At 59.0% G+C, this 20,436-nt stretch carries 21 protein-coding genes; 6 read left to right on the top strand and 15 right to left on the bottom strand.

What is annotated here, in order from left to right:
* The first annotated feature begins 148 nt into the window (after positions 1 to 148).
* A complete protein-coding gene (locus ACP7BS_RS03740; RefSeq protein WP_426236192.1) occupies positions 149 to 1,063 on the top strand; it encodes a hypothetical protein in 915 nt (304 codons plus the stop codon).
* Between the two features lie 250 nt (positions 1,064 to 1,313).
* Here the strand turns inward: ACP7BS_RS03740 and ACP7BS_RS03735 are convergent, their stop codons facing one another.
* From ACP7BS_RS03735 to ACP7BS_RS03710, 6 genes are all read right to left on the bottom strand, one after another.
* Positions 1,314 to 2,207 carry a cytochrome c1 gene (locus tag ACP7BS_RS03735; RefSeq protein ID WP_426236190.1) on the bottom strand — a complete coding sequence of 298 codons (894 nt, stop codon included), beginning with the start codon at positions 2,205 to 2,207 and terminating at the stop codon, positions 1,314 to 1,316.
* Positions 2,208 to 2,236: 29 nt separating this feature from the next.
* Positions 2,237 to 3,508, bottom strand: a complete 1,272-nt coding sequence (locus ACP7BS_RS03730) for a cytochrome b (RefSeq protein WP_426236188.1) — start codon at positions 3,506 to 3,508, stop codon at positions 2,237 to 2,239.
* Positions 3,509 to 3,522: 14 nt separating this feature from the next.
* Positions 3,523 to 4,101: a ubiquinol-cytochrome c reductase iron-sulfur subunit gene (gene petA, locus ACP7BS_RS03725; protein WP_037095693.1), complete on the bottom strand. Its 579-nt coding sequence runs from the start codon at positions 4,099 to 4,101 to the stop codon at positions 3,523 to 3,525.
* A 370-nt stretch (positions 4,102 to 4,471) separates the two neighbouring features.
* Positions 4,472 to 6,340 (bottom strand): ABC transporter ATP-binding protein, encoded by a 1,869-nt coding sequence (locus ACP7BS_RS03720; protein ID WP_426236481.1) that lies wholly within the window; start codon positions 6,338 to 6,340, stop codon positions 4,472 to 4,474.
* A 113-nt stretch (positions 6,341 to 6,453) separates the two neighbouring features.
* On the bottom strand, positions 6,454 to 6,837 hold the full coding sequence (locus ACP7BS_RS03715) for a hypothetical protein (protein ID WP_426236186.1): 384 nt from the start codon (positions 6,835 to 6,837) through the stop codon (positions 6,454 to 6,456).
* Between the two features lie 42 nt (positions 6,838 to 6,879).
* Complete coding sequence (locus ACP7BS_RS03710; RefSeq protein WP_426228188.1) at positions 6,880 to 8,745, bottom strand: ABC transporter ATP-binding protein; 1,866 nt, start codon at positions 8,743 to 8,745, stop codon at positions 6,880 to 6,882.
* A 392-nt stretch (positions 8,746 to 9,137) separates the two neighbouring features.
* Here ACP7BS_RS03710 and ACP7BS_RS03705 point away from each other — a divergent pair, with 392 nt between their 5' ends.
* Positions 9,138 to 9,602: a tRNA (cytidine(34)-2'-O)-methyltransferase gene (locus ACP7BS_RS03705; protein WP_426236184.1), complete on the top strand. Its 465-nt coding sequence runs from the start codon at positions 9,138 to 9,140 to the stop codon at positions 9,600 to 9,602.
* A 15-nt stretch (positions 9,603 to 9,617) separates the two neighbouring features.
* Here the strand turns inward: ACP7BS_RS03705 and ACP7BS_RS03700 are convergent, their stop codons facing one another.
* Entirely contained in the window at positions 9,618 to 10,187 is a 570-nt protein-coding gene (locus ACP7BS_RS03700) for an NADPH-dependent FMN reductase (protein WP_426236182.1), read from the bottom strand.
* Positions 10,188 to 10,261: 74 nt separating this feature from the next.
* Between ACP7BS_RS03700 and soxR the strand changes: the two genes are divergently transcribed.
* A complete protein-coding gene (soxR, locus tag ACP7BS_RS03695) occupies positions 10,262 to 10,741 on the top strand; it encodes a redox-sensitive transcriptional activator SoxR (RefSeq protein WP_426236180.1) in 480 nt (159 codons plus the stop codon).
* A gap of 37 nt (positions 10,742 to 10,778) precedes the next feature.
* Here soxR and ACP7BS_RS03690 read toward each other — a convergent pair whose 3' ends face one another.
* Positions 10,779 to 11,039, bottom strand: a complete 261-nt coding sequence (locus tag ACP7BS_RS03690) for a hypothetical protein (protein WP_426228180.1) — start codon at positions 11,037 to 11,039, stop codon at positions 10,779 to 10,781.
* 210 nt (positions 11,040 to 11,249) lie between these two features.
* On the opposite strand from ACP7BS_RS03690, the gene hemF reads away from it, so the two are divergent.
* The gene (gene hemF, locus ACP7BS_RS03685) at positions 11,250 to 12,161 is read left to right on the top strand and encodes an oxygen-dependent coproporphyrinogen oxidase (RefSeq protein ID WP_426228178.1); all 912 of its coding nucleotides are present in this window, start codon (positions 11,250 to 11,252) and stop codon (positions 12,159 to 12,161) included.
* A 69-nt stretch (positions 12,162 to 12,230) separates the two neighbouring features.
* On the opposite strand, the gene ACP7BS_RS03680 is transcribed toward hemF, so the two are convergent.
* Entirely contained in the window at positions 12,231 to 12,485 is a 255-nt protein-coding gene (locus ACP7BS_RS03680) for a sulfur globule protein precursor (protein ID WP_426236178.1), read from the bottom strand.
* Between the two features lie 156 nt (positions 12,486 to 12,641).
* On the opposite strand from ACP7BS_RS03680, the gene ACP7BS_RS03675 reads away from it, so the two are divergent.
* Positions 12,642 to 12,905 carry a BON domain-containing protein gene (locus ACP7BS_RS03675; RefSeq protein ID WP_426236176.1) on the top strand — a complete coding sequence of 88 codons (264 nt, stop codon included), beginning with the start codon at positions 12,642 to 12,644 and terminating at the stop codon, positions 12,903 to 12,905.
* Here ACP7BS_RS03675 and ACP7BS_RS03670 read toward each other — a convergent pair whose 3' ends face one another.
* From ACP7BS_RS03670 to ACP7BS_RS03655, 4 genes are all read right to left on the bottom strand, one after another.
* Positions 12,906 to 13,520 (bottom strand): ABC-type transport auxiliary lipoprotein family protein, encoded by a 615-nt coding sequence (locus ACP7BS_RS03670; RefSeq protein ID WP_426236174.1) that lies wholly within the window; start codon positions 13,518 to 13,520, stop codon positions 12,906 to 12,908.
* A 210-nt stretch (positions 13,521 to 13,730) separates the two neighbouring features.
* Positions 13,731 to 15,101 carry an MlaD family protein gene (locus tag ACP7BS_RS03665; RefSeq protein WP_426236172.1) on the bottom strand — a complete coding sequence of 457 codons (1,371 nt, stop codon included), beginning with the start codon at positions 15,099 to 15,101 and terminating at the stop codon, positions 13,731 to 13,733.
* A gap of 104 nt (positions 15,102 to 15,205) precedes the next feature.
* Entirely contained in the window at positions 15,206 to 16,021 is an 816-nt protein-coding gene (locus tag ACP7BS_RS03660) for an ABC transporter ATP-binding protein (protein WP_426228169.1), read from the bottom strand.
* A 35-nt stretch (positions 16,022 to 16,056) separates the two neighbouring features.
* The gene (locus tag ACP7BS_RS03655; protein WP_426236170.1) at positions 16,057 to 17,199 is read right to left on the bottom strand and encodes an MlaE family ABC transporter permease; all 1,143 of its coding nucleotides are present in this window, start codon (positions 17,197 to 17,199) and stop codon (positions 16,057 to 16,059) included.
* Between the two features lie 140 nt (positions 17,200 to 17,339).
* On the opposite strand from ACP7BS_RS03655, the gene dgcA reads away from it, so the two are divergent.
* Complete coding sequence (gene dgcA, locus ACP7BS_RS03650) at positions 17,340 to 18,323, top strand: N-acetyl-D-Glu racemase DgcA (protein ID WP_426236168.1); 984 nt, start codon at positions 17,340 to 17,342, stop codon at positions 18,321 to 18,323.
* Here dgcA and ACP7BS_RS03645 read toward each other — a convergent pair.
* Together ACP7BS_RS03645 and ACP7BS_RS03640 are read right to left on the bottom strand one after the other, a co-directional pair.
* Positions 18,275 to 19,495, bottom strand: a complete 1,221-nt coding sequence (locus ACP7BS_RS03645) for an MFS transporter (RefSeq protein ID WP_426236167.1) — start codon at positions 19,493 to 19,495, stop codon at positions 18,275 to 18,277. The genes dgcA and ACP7BS_RS03645 overlap by 49 nt on opposite strands.
* Positions 19,496 to 19,588: 93 nt before the next feature.
* A complete protein-coding gene (locus tag ACP7BS_RS03640; protein WP_426228162.1) occupies positions 19,589 to 20,422 on the bottom strand; it encodes a UDP-2,3-diacylglucosamine diphosphatase in 834 nt (277 codons plus the stop codon).
* Positions 20,423 to 20,436 lie beyond the last annotated feature (14 nt).

Below are 20,436 nucleotides of genomic sequence, written 5' to 3'. Positions count from 1 at the left end.
CCTGTCCATAAGGATGGGGCCTTTCTTGTTTTATTTCTCAGCTGAAAACGGCTTTATGAATCTAACGACGTTATAGCAAGTCACCAAAAAATTGGCCGGTAGAGAAAAATGACTCTACAACCGAACGGAAAGCTGCTTTCTTTCGCAAATGGCTCAAATCAATCTTCCGTTGTTAATTACCTACGATACCAAAGGCTTAACCCCGATAGCCGATGTTATCGCTGCGTTGCAGGCGGCAGACACTGCAATCGACGATGCGATCTCTCTGCTACCGAGCCTTATCGATGGACTGCAAGTGGAGCACAGTCAGATAAATGTTCGCCATTTGTCCCAAGAAAGTCCACTTCGGGAGCTATTTGCTCTGACGTTGATCGTAGCGTTTCAGGACGATCTAAAAACAGAGATCCCGCCAATGATCGAGGACCTTTTTAAGGTCAACATCCCCGATACATACGATTCAATCGTAACGGTTGCTACGATGATTGTCCTTTTCTACGGAGCTGCTTTTCTAAAGGACGCAGCAGTTAAAGCTGTCGAGAACGGAACGTTACGAGCTCAAGTCAACAATCTGATATCTCAACTGGCCAACAGCACTGGCAGATCCGAAGAGGAAATCAAAAAGATTTTTGACGCGAAGTATGGAAGCCCAAGCGCTGTCAAAAGGCTAACAAAAGCCGTTCAAGGGTTCTTTATTCCAAGTCAGCGCGAAGGCGCTACGCCCATATCTTTTGATCGTCAAAAGATCGGCCGTGAAGTGATCAAGGAGATTCCTTGTGCTGAAGAGTTCAGCGCGAAGGAGGACTTCGAACGCTACCAGAGTCACAATGATGTAGACCTTGAGATTCACGCTCAAGACAAGGACAAAATAAACTCTGGATGGGCCGCGGTGCCAAACGGTATATGTGAAAAGCGCCTCAGAATGAAGTTGATCGACCCAGTGACTGTCGCTGACATCTGGAATAGAGATTCAGTTAGGGGAGATGTCACAATCGTTTCCAAATTGACAGCGGACGGCTACGTACCGTCAGAAATCCACCTGACCCGTATCCATACTGACGGCTAAGAAAAGTGCGCAGGTGCCTGCGACGGTCAACTTACCTTGACGGCTTTACAGAGCGCTCTTCCAGACATCGCTGCGATCAGGCAGCTACCGATGACACGGGACGAATGCCCTCTGAGGCATCACATCCATGGCGCGTTATTCACCTCGCGCGGCAGAGGCGGAGATTTCAACCATGCGCTGGCGGAGCAGCCCGCACAAAAAAAAGGCGGCCCCATGGACCGCCTTTTGTCATTTCAAAGATTGAGAAAACTCAATGCTCCTTGTTGGCGTAAACCGACTTCTTCGTCAGGTAGATCAGGCCGGTGAAGATCAACAGGAAGATCATCACCATGAAGCCGGTGCGCTTGCGCGCTTCCAGATGCGGCTCGGCAGCCCACATCAGGAACGCGGAGACGTCGCGCGAATATTGCTCGACCGTCTGCGGCGAACCGTCGTCATAAGTGACCTGATCGTCGGAGATCGGCTTTGCCATGGCCAGAGCCGCAGCATTGGCGAAGTACGGGTTGTAATGGGTGCCCGGCGAAATCTCGACACCCTTCGGCGGTTCCTGGTAGCCGGTCAGCAGCGCATGAATGTAATCCGGGCCACCTTCCTGATACTGGGTGAACATGTCGAAGATGAAGGTCGGGAAGCCGCGTTCGATACCGCGCGCCTTGGCGATCAGCGAGAAGTCCGGCGGTGCCGCACCATTGTTGGCAGCAGCAGCAGCCTCGGCATTCGGGAACGGCGACGGGAAATGATCCGAAGGCACGGCCTTGCGGGTGTACATCTCGCCTTCGGCATTCGGGCCGTCCTGGACTTCATAGTTGGCCGCAAAGGTCTTCACCTGGGCGGGCGAATAGCCCAGGCCTTCCAGTGTACGGAAGGACACCAGGTTCATCGAGTGGCAGGCGGAACAGACTTCGGTGTAGATCTTCAGGCCGCGCTGGAGCTGGCCCTTGTCATAGTGGCCAAACGGTCCAGCAAAGGACCATTTTTCCTGTTCCGGCTTGTGGATCGGGAAGTGCGGCGTACCGCCGCCATGCTCTTCCTCAGCGGCAGCACCCGCAGGCTTGGCTTCGCCGGTCTCTGCGGCGAACACCATGCCAGCACCAAGTCCGGCGACGACTGCGAGCGAAAGAATGCCTGTAACAAGCTTTTTCATTGTTTTGGGTCCCTTGTTCTTGGCAGACATCACGCAGCAACAGACTTTTTCGCAGCCTGCTTTTCCAGAACCGCCTCGGTAATGGAATTCGGGATGCGCTTCGGCGTCTCGATCAGGCCGAGAACCGGCATGATGACGAGGAAGAAACCGAAATAGTAGAGAGTGCCAAGCTGCGACATCACCACGTAGAGGCCTTCGGCAGGGCGCGAGCCCAGCCAGCCGAGCAGGATGGCATTGACCACGAAGAGCCAGAAGAACAGCTTGTACCAGGGACGATAAACCGCTGAGCGAACCTTCGACGTGTCGAGCCAGGGCAGGAAGAACAGGATGATGATCGCACCGAACATCACCAGAACGCCGCCAAGCTTGGAATCGATCGGGCCGACATTGAAGGTGATGGCGCGCAGCATCGCGTAGAACGGCAGGTAGTACCATTCAGGAACGATGTGAGCCGGTGTCTTCAGGGCGTTCGCCGGAATGTAGTTGTCCGGGTGGCCGAGGAAATTCGGCATGTAGAACACGAACCAGGCGTAAACCAGCAGGAACACTGATACACCGAGCGCATCCTTGAGGGTAGCGAAGGGGGTAAAGGCAACCGTGTCCGTCTTGGTCTTGACCTCGACGCCCGTCGGGTTGGTCTGGCCGACGACATGCAGCGCCCAGATATGCAGGACAACAACGCCGGCGATCATGAAGGGCAGCAGGTAATGCAGCGCAAAGAAGCGGTTGAGCGTCGGATTATCGACGGCAAAGCCGCCGAGCAGGAACTGCTGGATCCATTCGCCGACGAGCGGGAAGGCCGAGAAGAAGCCGGTGATAACGGTCGCACCCCAGAAGGACATCTGACCCCAGGGCAGAACGTAGCCCATGAAGCCCGCAGCCATCATCAGAAGGTAGATGACAACGCCGAGAATCCAGAGGATTTCGCGCGGAGCCTTGTAGGAGCCGTAGTAGAGACCACGGCCGATATGCAGGTAGACGGCGATGAAGAAGAACGACGCGCCGTTGGCATGCATGTAGCGCAGGAGCCAACCCTGGTTGACGTCGCGCATGATCTTCTCGACGGAATTGAAGGCGACTGTCGTTTCCGCAGCATAGTGCATGGCCAGAACGACACCGGTCAGGATCTGGATGATCAGCATGACCGAAAGCATGGCGCCGAATGTGTAGGCGTAGTTCAGATTGCGCGGAACCGGATAGGAAATGAAGCTGTCATGCACGAGCCGCGGCAGCGGCAGGCGCGAATCCACCCATTTTTCGATACCGGACGTCGGCGTATAGGTTGAATGATCACCACTCATAATCAGTATTCCCCTCAACCGATCTTGATGACTGTGTCGGTAGCGAACGCAAAGGTCGGTACGGCGAGGTTCTGTGGTGCCGGGCCCTTACGAATACGGCCGGCCGTATCGTAGTGAGAGCCGTGGCACGGACAGAACCAGCCGCCAAAATCGCCAGCCTGGCCGAGCGGAACGCAACCGAGATGCGTGCAGGAGCCAATCATGACGATCCAGTTTTCTTTTTCCTTGCCGGCGGAGCGATCAAGGTCTGTCGCAGTCGCATCGGCTGGAAGGTTGGCGTTACGCGCAACCGGGTCTTTCAGGTCGGCCAGCGCAACAGCGTTGGCCTCCTCGACTTCCTTGTCGGTACGGTTGCGGATGAACACCGGCTTGCCGCGCCATTTTACGGTCAGTGACATGCCCGGCTGCAGGCTTGCAACATCGACCTCGATCGAGGCCAGCGCCAGCGTCGAGGCATCAGGCCGCATCTGGTCGATGAATGGCCATGCCACGGCTGCTGCGCCGACTGCGCCTGCCATCCCAGTCGTCAAATACAGGAAATCGCGGCGAGTGGGCTCGCCCGAGGTTTCGCTTGATATCTCGTGTTCGCTCACGGCTAAACCATCCTCTCACGCAATGTTTTGCGGAAACCGCACTGTCCCCGGCGTCGATCCGCGCCCCGTGCTGACACTTGAGCGAAAGAACAGCGCCAAATCAATAAGCCTCTATGCACGATTCGAAGAAAACTTTCGCTCTCCCGCGTCATACATCAAAACCGGGCGAACCCCACACGTATCAGAAACGGCAGATTCCCCGGCATTCCGGCGCGTTCTATGCTTGATCGCTGGGGATGTCTAGCCTTGAGCGCAAGAGGTGAGCCACAATGTCGCGGGAAAACCGAAGCCAATGTTCGCAAACCGATTTTTGCCGTCCGGCGCGGTCAAAACAAGGCTTTTCCACGCCCGTGGATAGCGGCTTGGTGCGCTATTCGGCCGCAGCTTCGCGGGCCAGAAATCCACCCGACTGGCGCAGCCAGAGATCGGCGTAAAGGCCGCCGGCAGATATCAGCTGGTCATGGGTTCCATCTTCGACAATCCGGCCCTGATCCATGACGATCAGCCGGTCGAGCGCAGCGATGGTGGACAGCCGGTGGGCGATGGCAAGCACGGTCTTTCCGTGCATCAGCCGGTCGAGATTGGACTGGATGGCAGCCTCGACTTCCGAATCAAGTGCTGAGGTCGCCTCGTCGAGCACGAGGATCGGCGCATCCTTCAGCATCACCCGCGCGATCGCCACCCGCTGGCGCTGTCCGCCGGACAGCTTGACGCCGCGCTCGCCGACATGCGCGTCAAACCCCTTGCGGCCACGCTGGTCCTGGAGATTCGCGATGAAATCCAGCGCCTCGGCTTTTTCAGCCGCGTCGCGCAGGCCGTTCTCATCGGCATCCGGCCGGCCAAACAGGATGTTGTCGCGGATCGACCGGTGCAGCAGCGATGTATCCTGGCTGACAACGCCGATCTGCATGCGCAGTGATTCCTGGCGCACCGTCGAGATATCCTGCCCGTCGATCAGAATGCGGCCGGCTTCAAGGTCGTAGAAGCGCAACAGCAGATTGACGAGCGTCGTCTTGCCCGCGCCTGAGCGGCCGACAATGCCGATTTTTTCACCCGGCCTGACCACCAGAGACAGGTTGTCTATGACGCCCTGCCCCTTGCCGTAATGGAAGTGGATGTTTTCAAAACGGATCGCCGGGCTGTTGACGACGAGGCTCGGTGCATTCGGCTGGTCGACAAGCTGCACCGGCTGCGAAATCATCTCGGCGGCATTCTGGATCGTGCCGATATTGCGCATAATGCCGTTGAACTGCACCATCATCCGGCTCAAGAGAAAATTCAGCCGCAGGATCAGCGCCATCGTAAACGCCACCGCACCCGAACTGATCGCGCCCGAAAGCCAGAGATTGACGCTGAGCCCCGCCATGGTGACGATCATGATCCCCGACAGAAACGCCATCGACGCGCGCACGCCGGTGATGAACCGGGTAAAGCGGATGATGCTGTCCTGAAAGATATCGAAGCCCTGCCGCATGTAGCGGTCGTTTTCCTCGTCGCGGGCAAACAGTTTGAGCGTCTGCATATTGCTGTAGGCATCGACCATGCGGCCGCTCAGCATCGACGACGCTTCCGCCGTTTCCCTCGAATGCTTGCGGATGCGCGGAACGAAATAACGTGCCAGGAAGGCAAAGCCGATCAGCCAGAGAAGAACGACAACGGCAAGTGACAGATCGAGTTGGCCGACCAGCACCAGCGTCGAGACCGAGTAGATGCCGACGAACCAGACACTTTCCATCAGCGAGGTCACGACATCGCCGACCGCCTGCCCGCCCGACCAAACCTTGGTGACGATGCGGCCGGAAAAATCGTTCTGGAAGAACGACAAAGACTGTCGCGAGACATGCAGGTAGGATTGCCAGCGCACCAGATTGTAGAAACCGGGTGTGATCACCTGCTGATCGACCAGCGCCATCGCCAGCGATACGACAAAGCGGACGATGCCGATCAGAACGAGCATGCCGAACAGTTCGGCGCCGTGGTCTGCAAGCAGCCCGCTCCAGCCGTCGCTTGGCTTGACCGTGGCCAGAATATCGACGATGCGGCCGACGAACCAGAACAGCGTCGCCTCGATCGCCGCCGTCAGGCCGCCGAGAACAAGCATGGCGATGAACGGTGCCTTGGCCTGCCGGATGTAAAACCAAACGTATGGGATCAGCCGCTCAGGTGGCTGCAAGCCGTCGCGAACAGCGAAAGGCTGGAGCCAGTTTTCGAAAAAAGCGAACAGGGCGCGCAAAAGCATATGTCCGATATAGGCGGATTCGCGCGCGCGGCAATCGGCAATCAACCGCGAATGCTGATGATCTCAATTACAAATTCGTCATGTTCCCAAAGGGACGCGTTCGGATCGAGTTTTCAGTCGTCGTCGTGCTCGGTGGAAGGATAAAGGCAAAACTCGACTTGGTAGCCGAGTGCCGAAACCAGCGCCATGGTCGAGGGTTTGAGGCCAAGGCTCAAGGCCGTCATCGTCGCACTGTCAAAATGGACGGCAATGCGGACGCAATGACCATGGCCAAGCACCCGCAGCGCCGAAAGCTGCGTCGCATACGCATCGACATGCAGCGCCACGAATGCACACGCTTCCGGCTGATCTACCGTCAGTTGTGGTGGCTCGGCCAGCATGCCGCCGTTCTTTCCACAGCGGCATTTCCAGTCCGGATTGGCCGCGGTGAACACATCGAGGGCCTGCGTGCGCTCCCCCTTGATCAGGATGTCGAATTCAAAACCGATAGCGCTCACGTCGATCGTCCCGGGAGATAGCATGCGAAGCTCGGAGGCGGCCTATTCGGCCGCCTCCTCCTTTTGGTTTGCACCATCGCCATCATCAGCGATGAAGCCGCCGGACTGTCTCGACCAGAGGTCGGAATACAGACCGCTGCGGCTGATCAGCTCGGCATGGCTGCCGGTTTCGACGATCTTGCCGGCTTCGAGGATGACCAGCCGGTCCATCTCCGTCAGCGTCGACAGGCGGTGGGCAATCGCGATCACCGTCTTGCCCTTCATCAGGGCAAACAGGTTTTCCTGGATCGCGGCCTCCACTTCCGAATCGAGCGCCGAGGTCGCCTCGTCGAGAATCAGGATCGGCGCGTCCTTCAGGAAGACACGGGCAATCGCGATCCGCTGGCGCTGGCCGCCGGAGAGCTTGACGCCGCGCTCGCCAACCTGCGCATCGAGCCCCTTGCGGCCCTGGTTATCCTCGAGCAACTCGATGAAGTCCCAGGCATTGGCCCGCTTGGCGGCGGCGATGATGTCGGCATCGTCAGCCTCGGGGTGACCATAGGCGATGTTGTCGCGGATCGAGCGGTGCAGAAGGGACGTATCCTGCGTCACCACGCCGATCTGCGCGCGCAGGCTGTTCTGCGTTGCCGCGGAAATGTCCTGCCCGTCGATCCGGATCGTGCCGGATTCGAGATCGTAGAAGCGCAACAGCACATTCATCAGCGTCGTCTTGCCGGCACCTGAGCGTCCAACCAGACCGATCTTTTCGCCCGGCTTGATGTCGAGCGAGAGGTTGTCGATCACGCCCTTGTTCTTGCCGTAGTGAAAGCCGATGTTTTCGAACGCGATGGCGCCTTGCGGCGCCTTCAGCACCTTGGCATCGTGATTGTCGACGATGTCATGTGCCTTGGTCATCATGCTCATGCCGTCATAGACGGTGCCGATGTTTTCAAACAGCGCCGAGACTTCCCACATGATCCACTGCGACATGCCGTTGATACGCATGGCGAGCGACACGGCAATGGCAATCGAACCGACCGACATGCCGCTGGTCATCCAGAAATAGATGCCGAGCGCCGAGATCGCAAACAGCGCGATGCAGTTGTTGGTGTAGACGAGCACATGGAACAGCGTCACCTTGCGCATCTGCCGGTGCACGGTCTGCAGGAACGCATCCATGCTTTCCTTGGCATACACCTCCTCGCGGCCGGCATGCGAAAACAGCTTGACGGTGGCGATGTTGGTATAGCTGTCGACGACGCGGCCGGTCATCATCGAGCGCGCATCCGCCTGATCCTTGGAGATCTTGCGCAGGCGCGGCACGAAATACGTGACGATGCAGACATAGATGATGATCCAGACGATCAGCGGCGCAAGCAGCCGCCAGTCGGCCGCAGCGACCACTACCAGCATCGAGATGAAATAGGCGACGACGTAAACGAAGACGTCGAGGATCTTCATCACCGTTTCGCGCACGGCAAGCGAGGTCTGCATCACCTTGGTGGCGACACGGCCGGCAAACTCGTTGGCGAAAAAGGTCATGCCCTGCCGCAGCAGATAGCGATGCATCTGCCAGCGTGCGATCATCGGATAATTGCCAAGCAACACCTGGTGCATGATGATCGAATCGATCGCCACCACCGTCGGCAGACCGATCAGGATCAGCGCGCCCATCCAGATCAGCTTGGTGCCTTCGCTCTGCAGGAACGTGTCCTGCTTGGCCGAAGACAGCCAGTCTACGACGTTGCCGAGGAACTGGAACAGGGCCACTTCGCCGACCGCGATCAGCATGGTGCAGATCGACATGGTCAACAGCCAGGGTGCCGCAGGCTTGGTATAGTGCCAGCAGAATGCGAACAGACCTTGCGGCGGAACCGTGGGTTCCTCGACCGGATAGGCATTAAGGCGGGATTCAAACCAGCCGAACATGATAGGCTCCTTCAGGAATCCAGTGAAGGAAGGCGGGGAAGCCCCGCATTCATCGATTAGACATTAAAAACCGGAAACAACTCAATCTTGCATACGAAACGTGTTCGTCCGGAAAGCGGGCGGTCGTGCGCAAGAGTTTAAAAAAAGGAAAAGCGCGAAACCGGTCAGTCCAAGCGGACTGGAGGCACAGCCTGGAGGCTGGTGATCATTCGAATATCCATGTAAGCCTCCTGTGGTTCGCGTTGCAGATGCTGCAGACATAGATTGATTTGTGCCGGTACGCCAGATTGGCGATGGCGTTTTTTTCATCATTTTTGTCTCAACCAGGATTCTGTTGCCATTACGGCACAGATTGATTACGGCCATTGATGGACCCCATAAGAATTGTTGATATGTCATCCCATTCGCTCCGCATCGCCCTCTATCAGCCCGACATTCCCGGCAACACCGGGACGATCCTTCGCCTTGCCGCGTGTCTGGGTCTCGCCATCGATATTATCGAGCCGGCGGGCTTCGACCTGTCGGACAAGAACCTCAAGCGCGCCGGCATGGACTATATCGCCTCGGTCACGCTGACCCGCCACGTCAACTGGGAGCGTTTCGAAGAAGCCCGGCTTGCCGAGGGCCGCCGGCTGGTGCTGGCCTCCACCAAGGCTGCCGAGCCCTACACGCGCTTCCGGTTCCAGCCGAACGATACCCTGCTGTTCGGCCGCGAAAGCGCTGGTGTGCCGGATAACGTCCATGACAAGGCGGACGGGCGCATCATCGTGCCGATGGTCGAGGGGCAGCGGTCGCTGAACGTTGCCATGTCTGTGGCGATGATCGCTGGCGAGGCGATCCGGCAGGTCAACGGCTAAACCTGCCGGATCGCCTCATGCGGCAACGCCGCCATAGGCATTTTCGGCCCGGGCGGTCTTCAGCGCCCTCGCCCACCATTTCAGCCGTCGCAGCGTCACCATCAGCCCGGCCTTGGCCTCTGCCGCCTTGAACGGATTGCCGGCCGCATCGAACTGTGCCCAGACATTGGCAAAACTGACGGTATCGCGGATCGTCACCGTGTGCAGCTCGGCAAACACCTGGCGCAACTGCTCGACCGCGCGCAACCCTCCCGAGACGCCGCCATAGGAGATGAAGGCAACCGGTTTTGCGTGCCAAGGCTCATAGCAACTGTCGATCAGCTCCTTGAGCGCTGCCGGATAACCGTGATTATATTCGGGCGTGACGACGATGAAGGCGTCGGCCTCGGCAACCCTTTCCTCAAGCGCTTCGGCATTCAGCGTCACATCTCCGGCCGCTCCCTTGAACTCAAGGGGATCGATGAGGCTGACCCGGAAACCGCTTTCGGCCCACAACTCCGTCAAGACCCAGTTGACGACCGTGTCGCAGAAGCGTCCTTGCCGGGCACTGCCATAGACGACGGCGATGGTCATTTTCTCGTTCATGTCTGCGAAAGCTCCGTTGTTGTTACGATGGAGCTGATGGTATAGAACCTCAACTAAAGTTGAGGTCAACAGACATGCTGGAAAAAGATCGAACCGACCTGCCCCGCCGCGAACTGACGGTCGGAGAGGTCGCCGCGCGCAGCGGCGTCGCGGTATCGACGCTGCATTTTTACGAGACAAAGGGCTTGATCAAGAGCATGCGCAGCCGGGGCAACCAGCGCCGCTATCCGCGCAGCGTGCTGCGCCGCATCGCCGTAATCAAGATCGCCCAGCGCACCGGAATTCCGCTAGCCGACATTCAAAGGGAACTCTCCGCCCTGCCAAACGACCGGCAATTGCTGACGAGCGACTGGGCGCACTTGTCTGAGCACTGGAAGGCTGATCTGAATGAGCGCATCGCCAAGCTCACCGCATTGCGCGATCAGCTGACATCCTGCATCGGCTGCGGCTGCCTTTCCATGCGCGACTGTCCGCTGCGCAATCCATACGACACGCTGTCGGAAAAGGGTGCCGGCGCCTATCTCATCGAGCATGCCGGTGAGGAACCGGAATAGAGATACGGCGCCAATGGAGAGCCAGCGGATTGAGCCCTCAATCGGCGCTGGGCAGGCGGCGCATGGTGAATTCGATCTGGTCGCCGTCGAGCTGACGCCAGCTTTCGACCTCGGTCCAGTAAGCGGCTTTCGGCCAGGAATCGAACCACTCCTGCGCCTTCTGACGCGCATGCGTACGATCGAGCCGGAAAGTCTCGCGCACGAACAGACCGTCACTGCGTTGCGGATCGCCATTCCGGTGCCGGGCGATCTGACGTTTCAAACCGTCGAGCGGCGGTCCTGCGGGAATTCTAGCCATAAGCTCACCTTTCGCCAGTCGAGCCTCTTGCCTAGAAGATAGGGAGATATTTCTGCTTTTGCGAGTCGAATCGCCTGTCCGCCGCCTGCGGCAACCTGACCGCTTGAAGCCTGCACAGTTGCAGCTGTGGCAAAAATATGAACTGTCGGCCAATATGCGAATCGGCGCTCTTCTTGCCGCTTGAGGCCCCGCCAAACAGGATTACTTTTCATGGAACGACCCAACCTGCCGCAGGGATTGCCCGCGGATATCGAAGACAAGAAGGCCAGAGCAACAGCGTGGTTTCAATCCCTGCGGGACAGCATCTGCGCCGCGTTTGAAACCCTTGAGGACGAACTGGCAGGTCCATTGTCCGACCGCGAGCCGGGGCGTTTCATCGGCAAGGACTGGTTGCGCGACAAGGGAGCCGGCGGCGGCGGGCGCATGTCGATGATGGACGGCCGCGTCTTCGAAAAAGTCGGCGTTCATACGTCCACGGTCTACGGCGAATTCTCACCGGAATTCCGCAGCCAGATTCCAGGTGCGGAAGAAGACCCGGCGTTCTGGGCCTCCGGCATTTCGCTGATCGCCCATCCGGTCAATCCGAACGTTCCGGCCGTTCACATGAACACACGCATGGTCGTCACCACCAGCCACTGGTTCGGCGGCGGCGCCGACTTGACACCTGTGCTCGACAGCCGCCGCACCCAGGCCGACCCGGATACGATGCTGTTTCACAAAGGCATGGAGATCGCCTGCAAGCGGCATCCGGTTGCCGATCACGCCCGCTTCAAGCAATGGTGCGACGAGTATTTCTTCCTAAAACACCGCAACGAACCGCGGGGCACCGGCGGTATCTTCTACGACTGGCTGCATTCCGATGCGGAGAAGGGCGGCTGGGAAGCCGACTTCGCCTTCACCCAGGACGTCGGCAAGGCGTTCAGCCTGATCTACCCGAAGATCGTGCGCGCCAATTTCAACAAGCCCTGGAGCGAGGAAGACCGCGACGAGCAGCTGGTCCGCCGCGGCCGCTATGTCGAGTTCAACCTGCTCTACGATCGCGGCACGATTTTTGGGCTGAAAACCGGCGGCAATGTCGATTCGATCCTGTCATCGCTGCCACCCGTGGTCCGCTGGCCTTAAAGCCGGATTGCACGAACGAAAAATCCGGCCGTTTGCGCGGCCGGATTTTTGTTTTCTGTAGGATGCGTATCAGTCGCAGATCTTGATGCGGCGGATATGCAGGTTGCCCCACCGGTCCCAGCGCTTCACCTTCTTGATGTAGCAGGACGGCTCATAATAGCCGCCGCCGTAATAGTCGCCGCCATAGTAGCCGGCGTTGTAGAAGCCGATCGAAAACCCGCCATGGTGACGGCCGTGATGGCCATGTCCGCCGGCCTGCGACGGAGCGGCGAACGAGACGGCGGCAATGACTGCGACGGCGGCAGAAATGATGAGCTTGCGCATGTTGATGTTCCCTCTGTTGGTTCCTGATGAGTTCGTCTCATCCAGTGACCCAACACTCTCATGCGCCACGTATCCGCGCTGTTTCGAATGGAACAGGTCCGAACAAAAGCGTCCCGGCCGCGTTATCTGCGAATAACCGGATCGGAGAACTGAGCCATGGTTTTCAAAGAGCGCACATTTTACGGCAAAACCCCGGAGGAGCTTTTCGAGGGAGATCAGGCCGACCTGGAAACGCGGGTCGCCAACTGCCTGGCCACGGTGGACGGGCTCGATGCCTCGGATGTGTCCGTGGTCTCGAAGGGAAATATGATTGTGCTGAGCGGTACGGTCGCAACGATTGAAGAGGCCGAGCGGGCGGAAGAAGCCGCAAACACCGTCGAAGGTGTGGCCGAGATCGTCAACCGGATCGTGGTTTCCTGATCAGATCGCCTTGAGCGTCCAACTGACGATTTCGCCTGTCACCTGCGCGAATGCGCCGTCAAGACCCGCGACGAAGGCGGGCGCCCCGCTGCCACGCACCGGAACGGTCGCGCGGAAAGCTTTTTGCGCACCGACGGTGCCATTGCGGTCATTGAGAATCTTGGCGAAAATCTCCACGACGGCCGTATCGGAGCCCTCGGTCGAAATTTCGAACGAGCGGATTTCGGTGATGACCTGATAATCGATGGCCAACCCCTCGCCCGGCTTGCCGACGCCGCCGATCTTGCCGGTATTCTCGAAGGCTTGCACAAGCTTTGCCTGGACCATCTTCGGCAGACGGTCGCTCCATTGCGATTTTGCAAGATACTGGATTTCCGAACTCGACAGCCGGATCACCACCTGATCGCTGTCAAGCGCTTTCAGCGCAGTCGGCTCGGGAACGAGTATCTGCTTCCTGGTCGAAGACGGACCTTCGATAGCCGGCGAAGCAGACAGGCTGTAGGTGTCATTGTTGGCCTTGCCGGCGCAGGCGGAAAGCACAGTGATCAACAGAAATGCGGAACAGGCCCGGATCAAACCTGCCTTTCGTCCAAACGACACACCGGAAAAAATCATTTCAAACACTATCCTTCGCCAATCAGCAGCAACGTAGAGGCTGATCCGCTCAAAACAAGCCAAAAAGCAGCCAAACCAGCGCGGACAGAGTAAAAATCCGGCAAGGCTTGCAGCCTTGCCACGCAAACGTCACGCTTATCGCAGCAATACCCGATTCGGCAGCACCTTTAACGGCAATTCCGGATTTGAATGACCGTTCGGGACTTCGGTTCAGCGGCGCGTGCGCCCGTCATACTGCTTCACCGTTTCGCCGCCGAACAGCAGCCGCTGCGGATCCTTGTCGAAGGTCGAAATCGTCGTATCGAGCGTGTTGACCGTCCGGCGCGTATCGCTGACCAGGGCCTCGATATCCCGCAGGCCGGAGCCGGAGAAGCGCTTGAGGTTTTCAGCGATCGGGCCGATCTGCGCATTCAGGTTATCGGCTACCTTGCGGAACGATTGGAGCGTTGCACGGGCATCCGCAGACAGCGATGGCGCGTCTGCATCGCCAAGGAAGCCGTCAAGCTTGACCAGGATGCCATCGACGCGGCTGGAGGCCGCATTCAGCTTGTTGGCCATCTGGGTGACATCGGTGATCGTCTGGTCGATATCGTTTTGCCGGCCCTTGATCCGCTCGGCGAAATCCGCCACCGAGGCAACCGCCTTGCGGGCATCGGCGCTGGCAGCCGAGACGTCGTTGACGACGCCAGAAACTTTCTGCGGGTCGATGGAGGCGATCAGCGTATCGACGCGATCGAGCGATGCGGTGGCCTTTTCGCCAAACCGTTCATAGGTCTCGGCCGTCTTCCTGAACGAGGCGATGGTGTCGGCAACGCCTGTGGACGCCGCACTCAGATCGTTGCTTACCTTCTCGACGTTGCTGACGATGTGGTCGATCTTCCTCGGATCGACCGATTTCACCAGAGTATCTGCTGCAGTCAGTGTCGAATCGAGCTTGCTGGCAGCAGCGGTGATGGAGGTCGACAGCGCACTGACGCTCTTCAGGAATTGGTCGATACCTTCCGAATTGTCGGCCAGCGACCGGGTGAAACGCTCGGCATTGGAAATCGTCTCGGTCAACGGTCCGCGCACATCCTTGACGAAGCCCTGAATGTCACCGATCGCCGTGTTGGCCCGGTCGAGAATCTTGTCTGCGGTCGCCAGAAGACTGGTGACGCTGGACTGGTCGGCGGTCAGCTGCGCGGATGTGCCGGTATCAAGAGCCTTGCGCAGGATGTTCTCATCTCCCTTGTTGCCGCCGCTGAGTTCGATATAGGCAGCACCGGTCAAACCTTGGATCTCCAGCGTCGCCGTCGTCGATTTCAACACCGGCGCATCGGCGGACACTTCGGTCACGGCAACGGAATAGCGCGGATCGTTGGAATTGATGGCGAGGCTGCGGACCGAGCCGACGGGGATGCCGTTGAAGCGCACCGGCGAGCCGACGCTCAAGCCGTTGGCGGATCCGGGAATACTGATGACCAGCTCCGCCATTTCGCCGCTTCGGCCATATTGAGACATCCAATAGACAAAGCCGAAGGCCGCGAAGATGACCGCGATCGTGAAAAATCCGACGATGGCGTAATTGGCTTTTGTTTCCATTGCTACCGGTACCCTTGGGGGACGCCGCCAATGCGGCTCCTTGCTTCAATTAATCAGTCGGCTTCAGTCAAGCATTCGTGCAACGTCTCAATCATGCAGCGCTGTCAGGAAGCCTTCTTGTCATCCTCGCGCACGATTGAACGCGCCCGCTTGCCCTGGAAGTAGGACGTCACCCACTCGTCGTCGCAGGCCAGCATGTCCTCGATCGTGCCTTCGACCAGAACTTTTTTCTTGCCGAGCACTGCAATCCGGTCACAGACCGAAAACAGGCTGTCGAGGTCGTGAGTCACCATATACACGGTCAACCCAAGGGTGTCGCGCAGTTTGGCGATCAGGTTATCGAACTCGGCTGCCCCGATCGGGTCGAGCCCGGAGGTCGGTTCGTCGAGAAAGACGAGGTCGGGATCGAGCGCCAACGCCCGGGCCAGAGCAGCGCGCTTGATCATGCCGCCGGAGAGTTCGGAGGGGAATTTGTCGGCCGCTTCCGGCGCCAGCCCCACCATGTCGATCTTCAGCCGTGCCAGCTCATCCATCAGCTCCTGCGGCAGATTGAGATATTCCCGCATCGGTACCTGGATGTTTTCCTTGACCGTCAGCGCCGAAAACAGCGCGCCATGCTGGAACAGAACGCCAAGACGCATGTCGAGTTCCATGCGCTCCTCTTCGCTCACCGCATCATATTCGACGCCGAGAATCTCGATCGAGCCGGACCGGCGCGGCAAGAGGCGCAACACGGTCCGCATCAGAACCGACTTGCCGGTGCCGGACGCGCCGACGAAACCGAGTATTTCGCCGCGATAAATATCGAGGTTGAGTTTGTCGAGGACGATATTCGAACCGAAACCGACGGTCAGATCCTTCACCGACAGGATGACCTCCGTGCCGTTTTCGCCGGCTTGCCTGGGCACGTCTGCAGTCATGTCTTCCCTCGGATCCACCGGCAAAACCTCTTCCATCAGAAATTGATCGCCGCATAGAAGATCGCAAACAGGCCATCGACGAGAATGACCACGAAGATCGACTTCACCACCGATTGCGTCACGTGTTTGCCGAGCGATTCGGCACTGCCACCGACTTTCAAGCCTTCGACCGCAGCCACGACGCCGATGATCAGCGCCATGAATGGCGCCTTGATCATGCCAGCCAGCACGGAGGAAAAATCCACCGCCTCCTGCAACCGTGCCAGGAACGTCGCAAAGGTGATCCCGGAATAGCTCCAGGTGACGACAGCTGCCCCAGTGAGAGCAGCGAAATTGGCGATGATCGTCAGGAGCGGCAGCGCAATGGTGAGCGCGACGAGCCTTGGAAACACCAGAACGCCGATCGGGCTCAGCCCCATCACCTTCAGCGCATCGATTTCCTCGCGCATTTTCATCGAGCCGATTTCGGCCGTGATCGCACTGCCGGAACGGCCGGCGATCATGATCGCAGTCAGCAGCACGCCGATTTCGCGCAGCTGCAGAATGCCGACCAGATCGACGACGAAAAGCTCGGCGCCGAAATAGCGCAGCTGGAACGCCCCCTGCTGGGCAATGATCGCACCGATGAGGAACGACATCAAAAGGATGATCGGTACTGCCTGAACGCCCATGCGGTCGATCTGGCTGACGATCGCCGCCGGCGACAGGCCGCTATGGCGGCCGAGCTTCAGCTGCGCGCCACGCACAGCCGATCCGAGAATGAACATCGCCGCAACGGTGTCTTCCCAGGCGGAGACCACCGAATTGCCGATAGGGGTAAAAATGCGAATGAAAAGCGAGCCGGGTTTCTTCTCTTCGGTGGCTGGTTCCGGCAGCATCTCCGGCAGGGCATTCATCAGTTCGAGATAACGCGGCTTGTCGCTCGTCAGCTTCACCTCGCCGATCTGCGTCATGAAGCGGCGAATAACCCATGCGCCAGCCGTATCCATGGCGGTGACTTCGCTCAGATCGACCTCGGCGGGGTCGCCGCCCTTTGCGGCGAACGCATCCAGCTTCGGCGTCGCCAAGTGAATGGAGACGCTGCGCCAATCGCCGCTGAAACGATAAGCCCGGTTGCTGCCATCGTCAGCTTCTGCGAGCTGCACGTCGGTGTCGGTTTTCTCTTGGGAACGCGTCACGTCTGTTGGGTCTTCCGGAGATGGCTGCATTTGATAAAACGTCAGCGACTCATAGCCGCTTGAGCCCGGTCTGTCACCGATGGAAACGTTTCTGTACCAAACGGTTGGCCGCTGCGATATCGATGCCACAGGAGAACACCATGACCCGTTTGATGCAAACCGCTGTCGAACACTTCCCGATCGCCGGCAGTTTCACGATTTCGCGCGGCAGCAAGACCACCGCCTCCGTGGTCACCTGCCATATTTCGGAGGGCGTTTTTGCCGGCATGGGCGAATGTGTGCCCTATGCACGCTACGGCGAAACCATCGACAGCGTGCTGGCGGAAATCGAAACCATCCGGCCGCGGATCGAGGCGGGCATTGACCGCAACGAACTCCGGCAGACCATGAAGGCCGGTGCCGCACGCAATGCCGTCGATTGCGCGCTCTGGGATCTTGATGCGAAGAAAGCCGGCGCGCGCGCTTTTACCCTGGCAGGACTTGCCGACCCGGCGCCGCTCACCACCGCCTACACGATTTCGCTTGGCGAACCGGAAGCCATGGCGGCGCAGACCGCGCAACATGCCCATCGGGCGCTCCTGAAGATCAAGGTCGGAACCGCTGACGATGCCTCGCGCATTCGCGCTGTGCGGGCAGCAGCCCCTGACAGCGCCATCATTCTGGATGCCAATGAAGGATGGACGGAGGTCAATCTTGCCTATCATTTTGATGTCTGCGCCGAATCAGGCGTCGCGCTGATCGAACAGCCCCTGCCCGCCGGAGATGACGCCCTGCTTGCATCCGTTCACCGCCCGGTGCCGGTCTGCGCCGATGAAAGCGTCCACAAGACCGAAGATCTGCCGAAGCTCGTGGGGCTCTACGATGCCGTCAATATCAAGCTCGACAAGACGGGTGGCCTCACAGAGGCCTTGCGCATGCGCGATGCGGCGCGGGCGCTGAACCTCAAGATCATGGTTGGCTGCATGGTCGGCACGTCGCTCGGCATGGCGCCGGCTGTGCTTTTGGCCCAAGGCGCCGATTTCGTCGATCTCGACGGACCGCTGCTTTTGGCCCGCGACCGCGAGCCCGGCCTGCGCTACGCCGATTCGCTGGTCTTTCCGCCCCTTCCTGCCCTCTGGGGCTGAAGGTACCAGGCGGCAAAGGCAGAACAGCAACCGATGAAGGCAACGACGGACATCGAATAGAATCCGTGGACGCCGAACCAGGTATAAAAATAGCCCGATGTGAAGGTAAAGATCGCCGAGAATACGCCGGTGTAGAAGAAATACAGCCCCTGCGCCGAGGATTCCTGTTCTTCGGGAACCCGCTGCACCAGAATGTTCTGCATGCCCGTATGCATGATCGCATAGGTGAACGCGTGGAAACATTGCAAGCCGAAATAGCCACCGAAGCCGAGATCCATCGGAAAGATGATCCAGCGCACGACGGCAAGCACGCAGCCTGAAAAGATCATCGTCCACAGGCTGAACCGCCGGATGATCATCTTGGCGCAGAAGAACATGAGAATTTCGGCAGCGACCCCGGCGCTCCACAACAGACCGATCTCGGTGCCGGTAAAACCGATATGCTGCCAGTAGATCGCCGAGAAGGCGAACAGCATCGCGTGGCTGCCGTTGACCAGCGTCACGCCGATCAAAAGCAGTTGCAGATCGAGTTTGTGCAACGCCTTCGGCGGCGGTTCCGTCAGCGTCGTTAAGGTCGATGGCCGGCGCGGTTTTCCGACGCGCGGCGCGATGAAGGTCAAGAGAATCATCAGGATGAAACCGCCGGCCATCGCAGGCAGCACCATCGAGCCGCCATACCACCCGACCATCACGCCGCCCAGCATCGTTGCCCCGATGAAGGCGACGGATCCCCAGACGCGCATGGTCGCGTAATCGTAGCCCCAGCGGCGCACGCCGGTCAGCGCGATCGCCTCGACGATCGGCACATAGGGCGCATAGACGCCGCCCTGCACGGCATAAATGATCAGCACGAACCAGAAGCTATGGGATACGAACAGCGCCAGCGCCGTCAGTAGCGACAGCACTGCCGACCAGATCAGCACTTCCGCCCGCTCGCCGATCCTGTCCGCCAAAAGCCCGACCAGAGGCGCCGTGATGACGCGCACGAACATCGGCAAGGCAAGGATGATGCCGATTTCGAAATCGCTCAGCGACAAGGTGCTCAGCCAGACCGGAAAATACGGCATGGCAAAACCGTTGACGACGAGAGGCGCGCAGAAGAGCAAGGCGATGCGCGGCACGAAATAGCGCGGCGCTTCCTCGTGAAAGGGAGGCGGAGATGAGGGAATCATGGAAGGACCTGACAGTTGCGTCCATGATTTATCACGACGCCCGAGACCAGCGCCAGCCGCTACTTTTCCCTACTGTCGCAGATAACTGCGGTTTTATGCCGCCTGTTGCGAAAGAGCCCGTGCCATCATCATTTCCACTTCGGCCGTGTCTTCGCGAACCGCAGGCACGTTGCTCAATTCCCGCCAGGTGATCAGCTCCATGGTCCCATCATGGTGCTCGGCTATCGCGGTGCAGCTCTCCACCCAGTCGCCGGTATTGATGTAGCGGATGCCGCCGATATCCTCGATCACAGCGTGATGGATATGGCCGCAGATGACTCCGTCGGCCTTTTCGCGGCGCGCCTCGTCGGCGACCACACGCTGAAATTCGCCGATGAAATTGACCGCGTGCTTGACCTGCTGCTTCGCCCAGGCCGAAAACGACCAATAGGGCATGCCGAGACGGCGGCGGATGGCGGCAAGCCCGATATTGATGACGATCGCTGTGTCATAGGCCCAATCGCCGAGATAGGCGAGCAGGCGGGCATTGCGCACCACCACGTCGAATTCGTCACCATGCAGCACCAGATATTTGCGGCCGTCCGCCGCCTCGTGCATGTGGCGCTGGGCGACCTCGATGCCGCCGAAATGGACGCCCGGGAAATCCCGCATGAACTCGTCGTGATTGCCGGGGATGTAGATGATGCGGCTGCCCTTGCGCGCCTTGCGCAACAGCTTCTGGACGACATCGTTGCACGATTGCGGCCAGTACCAGCTGCGCTTCAGCCGCCATCCATCGACGATATCGCCGACGAGGATGATCGTCTCCGCCTCGGTGGCCCGCAGGAAATCGAGGAGGTAGTCGGTCTTTGCGGCTTTCGATCCCAGATGAACGTCGGAAATGAACAGGGTCCTGAAACGCCGGGGTTCTTGCTCTTTCTCGGTCATCTTGCCTCGCAACG

Origin of the sequence: Pararhizobium sp. DWP1-1-3 (assembly GCF_049896125.1) — a bacterium.
In the GTDB taxonomy this organism is placed as follows: Bacteria; Pseudomonadota; Alphaproteobacteria; order Rhizobiales; family Rhizobiaceae; genus Pararhizobium.
This window is presented reverse-complemented; position numbering and strand designations above follow the sequence as displayed.

Coding starts and splice junctions, on each gene's coding strand:
- ACP7BS_RS03740 (WP_426236192.1), top strand. CDS start 149: ATGGCTCAAATCAATCTTCCGTTGTTAATTACCTACGATACCAAAGGC.
- ACP7BS_RS03735 (WP_426236190.1), bottom strand. CDS start 2,207: ATGAAAAAGCTTGTTACAGGCATTCTTTCGCTCGCAGTCGTCGCCGGA.
- ACP7BS_RS03730 (WP_426236188.1), bottom strand. CDS start 3,508: ATGAGTGGTGATCATTCAACCTATACGCCGACGTCCGGTATCGAAAAA.
- ACP7BS_RS03720 (WP_426236481.1), bottom strand. CDS start 6,340: ATGCTTTTGCGCGCCCTGTTCGCTTTTTTCGAAAACTGGCTCCAGCCT.
- ACP7BS_RS03710 (WP_426228188.1), bottom strand. CDS start 8,745: ATGTTCGGCTGGTTTGAATCCCGCCTTAATGCCTATCCGGTCGAGGAA.
- ACP7BS_RS03705 (WP_426236184.1), top strand. CDS start 9,138: ATGTCATCCCATTCGCTCCGCATCGCCCTCTATCAGCCCGACATTCCC.
- ACP7BS_RS03700 (WP_426236182.1), bottom strand. CDS start 10,187: ATGAACGAGAAAATGACCATCGCCGTCGTCTATGGCAGTGCCCGGCAA.
- soxR (WP_426236180.1), top strand. CDS start 10,262: ATGCTGGAAAAAGATCGAACCGACCTGCCCCGCCGCGAACTGACGGTC.
- ACP7BS_RS03690 (WP_426228180.1), bottom strand. CDS start 11,039: ATGGCTAGAATTCCCGCAGGACCGCCGCTCGACGGTTTGAAACGTCAG.
- hemF (WP_426228178.1), top strand. CDS start 11,250: ATGGAACGACCCAACCTGCCGCAGGGATTGCCCGCGGATATCGAAGAC.
- ACP7BS_RS03680 (WP_426236178.1), bottom strand. CDS start 12,485: ATGCGCAAGCTCATCATTTCTGCCGCCGTCGCAGTCATTGCCGCCGTC.
- ACP7BS_RS03675 (WP_426236176.1), top strand. CDS start 12,642: ATGGTTTTCAAAGAGCGCACATTTTACGGCAAAACCCCGGAGGAGCTT.
- ACP7BS_RS03670 (WP_426236174.1), bottom strand. CDS start 13,520: ATGATTTTTTCCGGTGTGTCGTTTGGACGAAAGGCAGGTTTGATCCGG.
- ACP7BS_RS03665 (WP_426236172.1), bottom strand. CDS start 15,101: ATGGAAACAAAAGCCAATTACGCCATCGTCGGATTTTTCACGATCGCG.
- ACP7BS_RS03660 (WP_426228169.1), bottom strand. CDS start 16,021: ATGACTGCAGACGTGCCCAGGCAAGCCGGCGAAAACGGCACGGAGGTC.
- dgcA (WP_426236168.1), top strand. CDS start 17,340: ATGACCCGTTTGATGCAAACCGCTGTCGAACACTTCCCGATCGCCGGC.
- ACP7BS_RS03645 (WP_426236167.1), bottom strand. CDS start 19,495: ATGATTCCCTCATCTCCGCCTCCCTTTCACGAGGAAGCGCCGCGCTAT.
- ACP7BS_RS03640 (WP_426228162.1), bottom strand. CDS start 20,422: ATGACCGAGAAAGAGCAAGAACCCCGGCGTTTCAGGACCCTGTTCATT.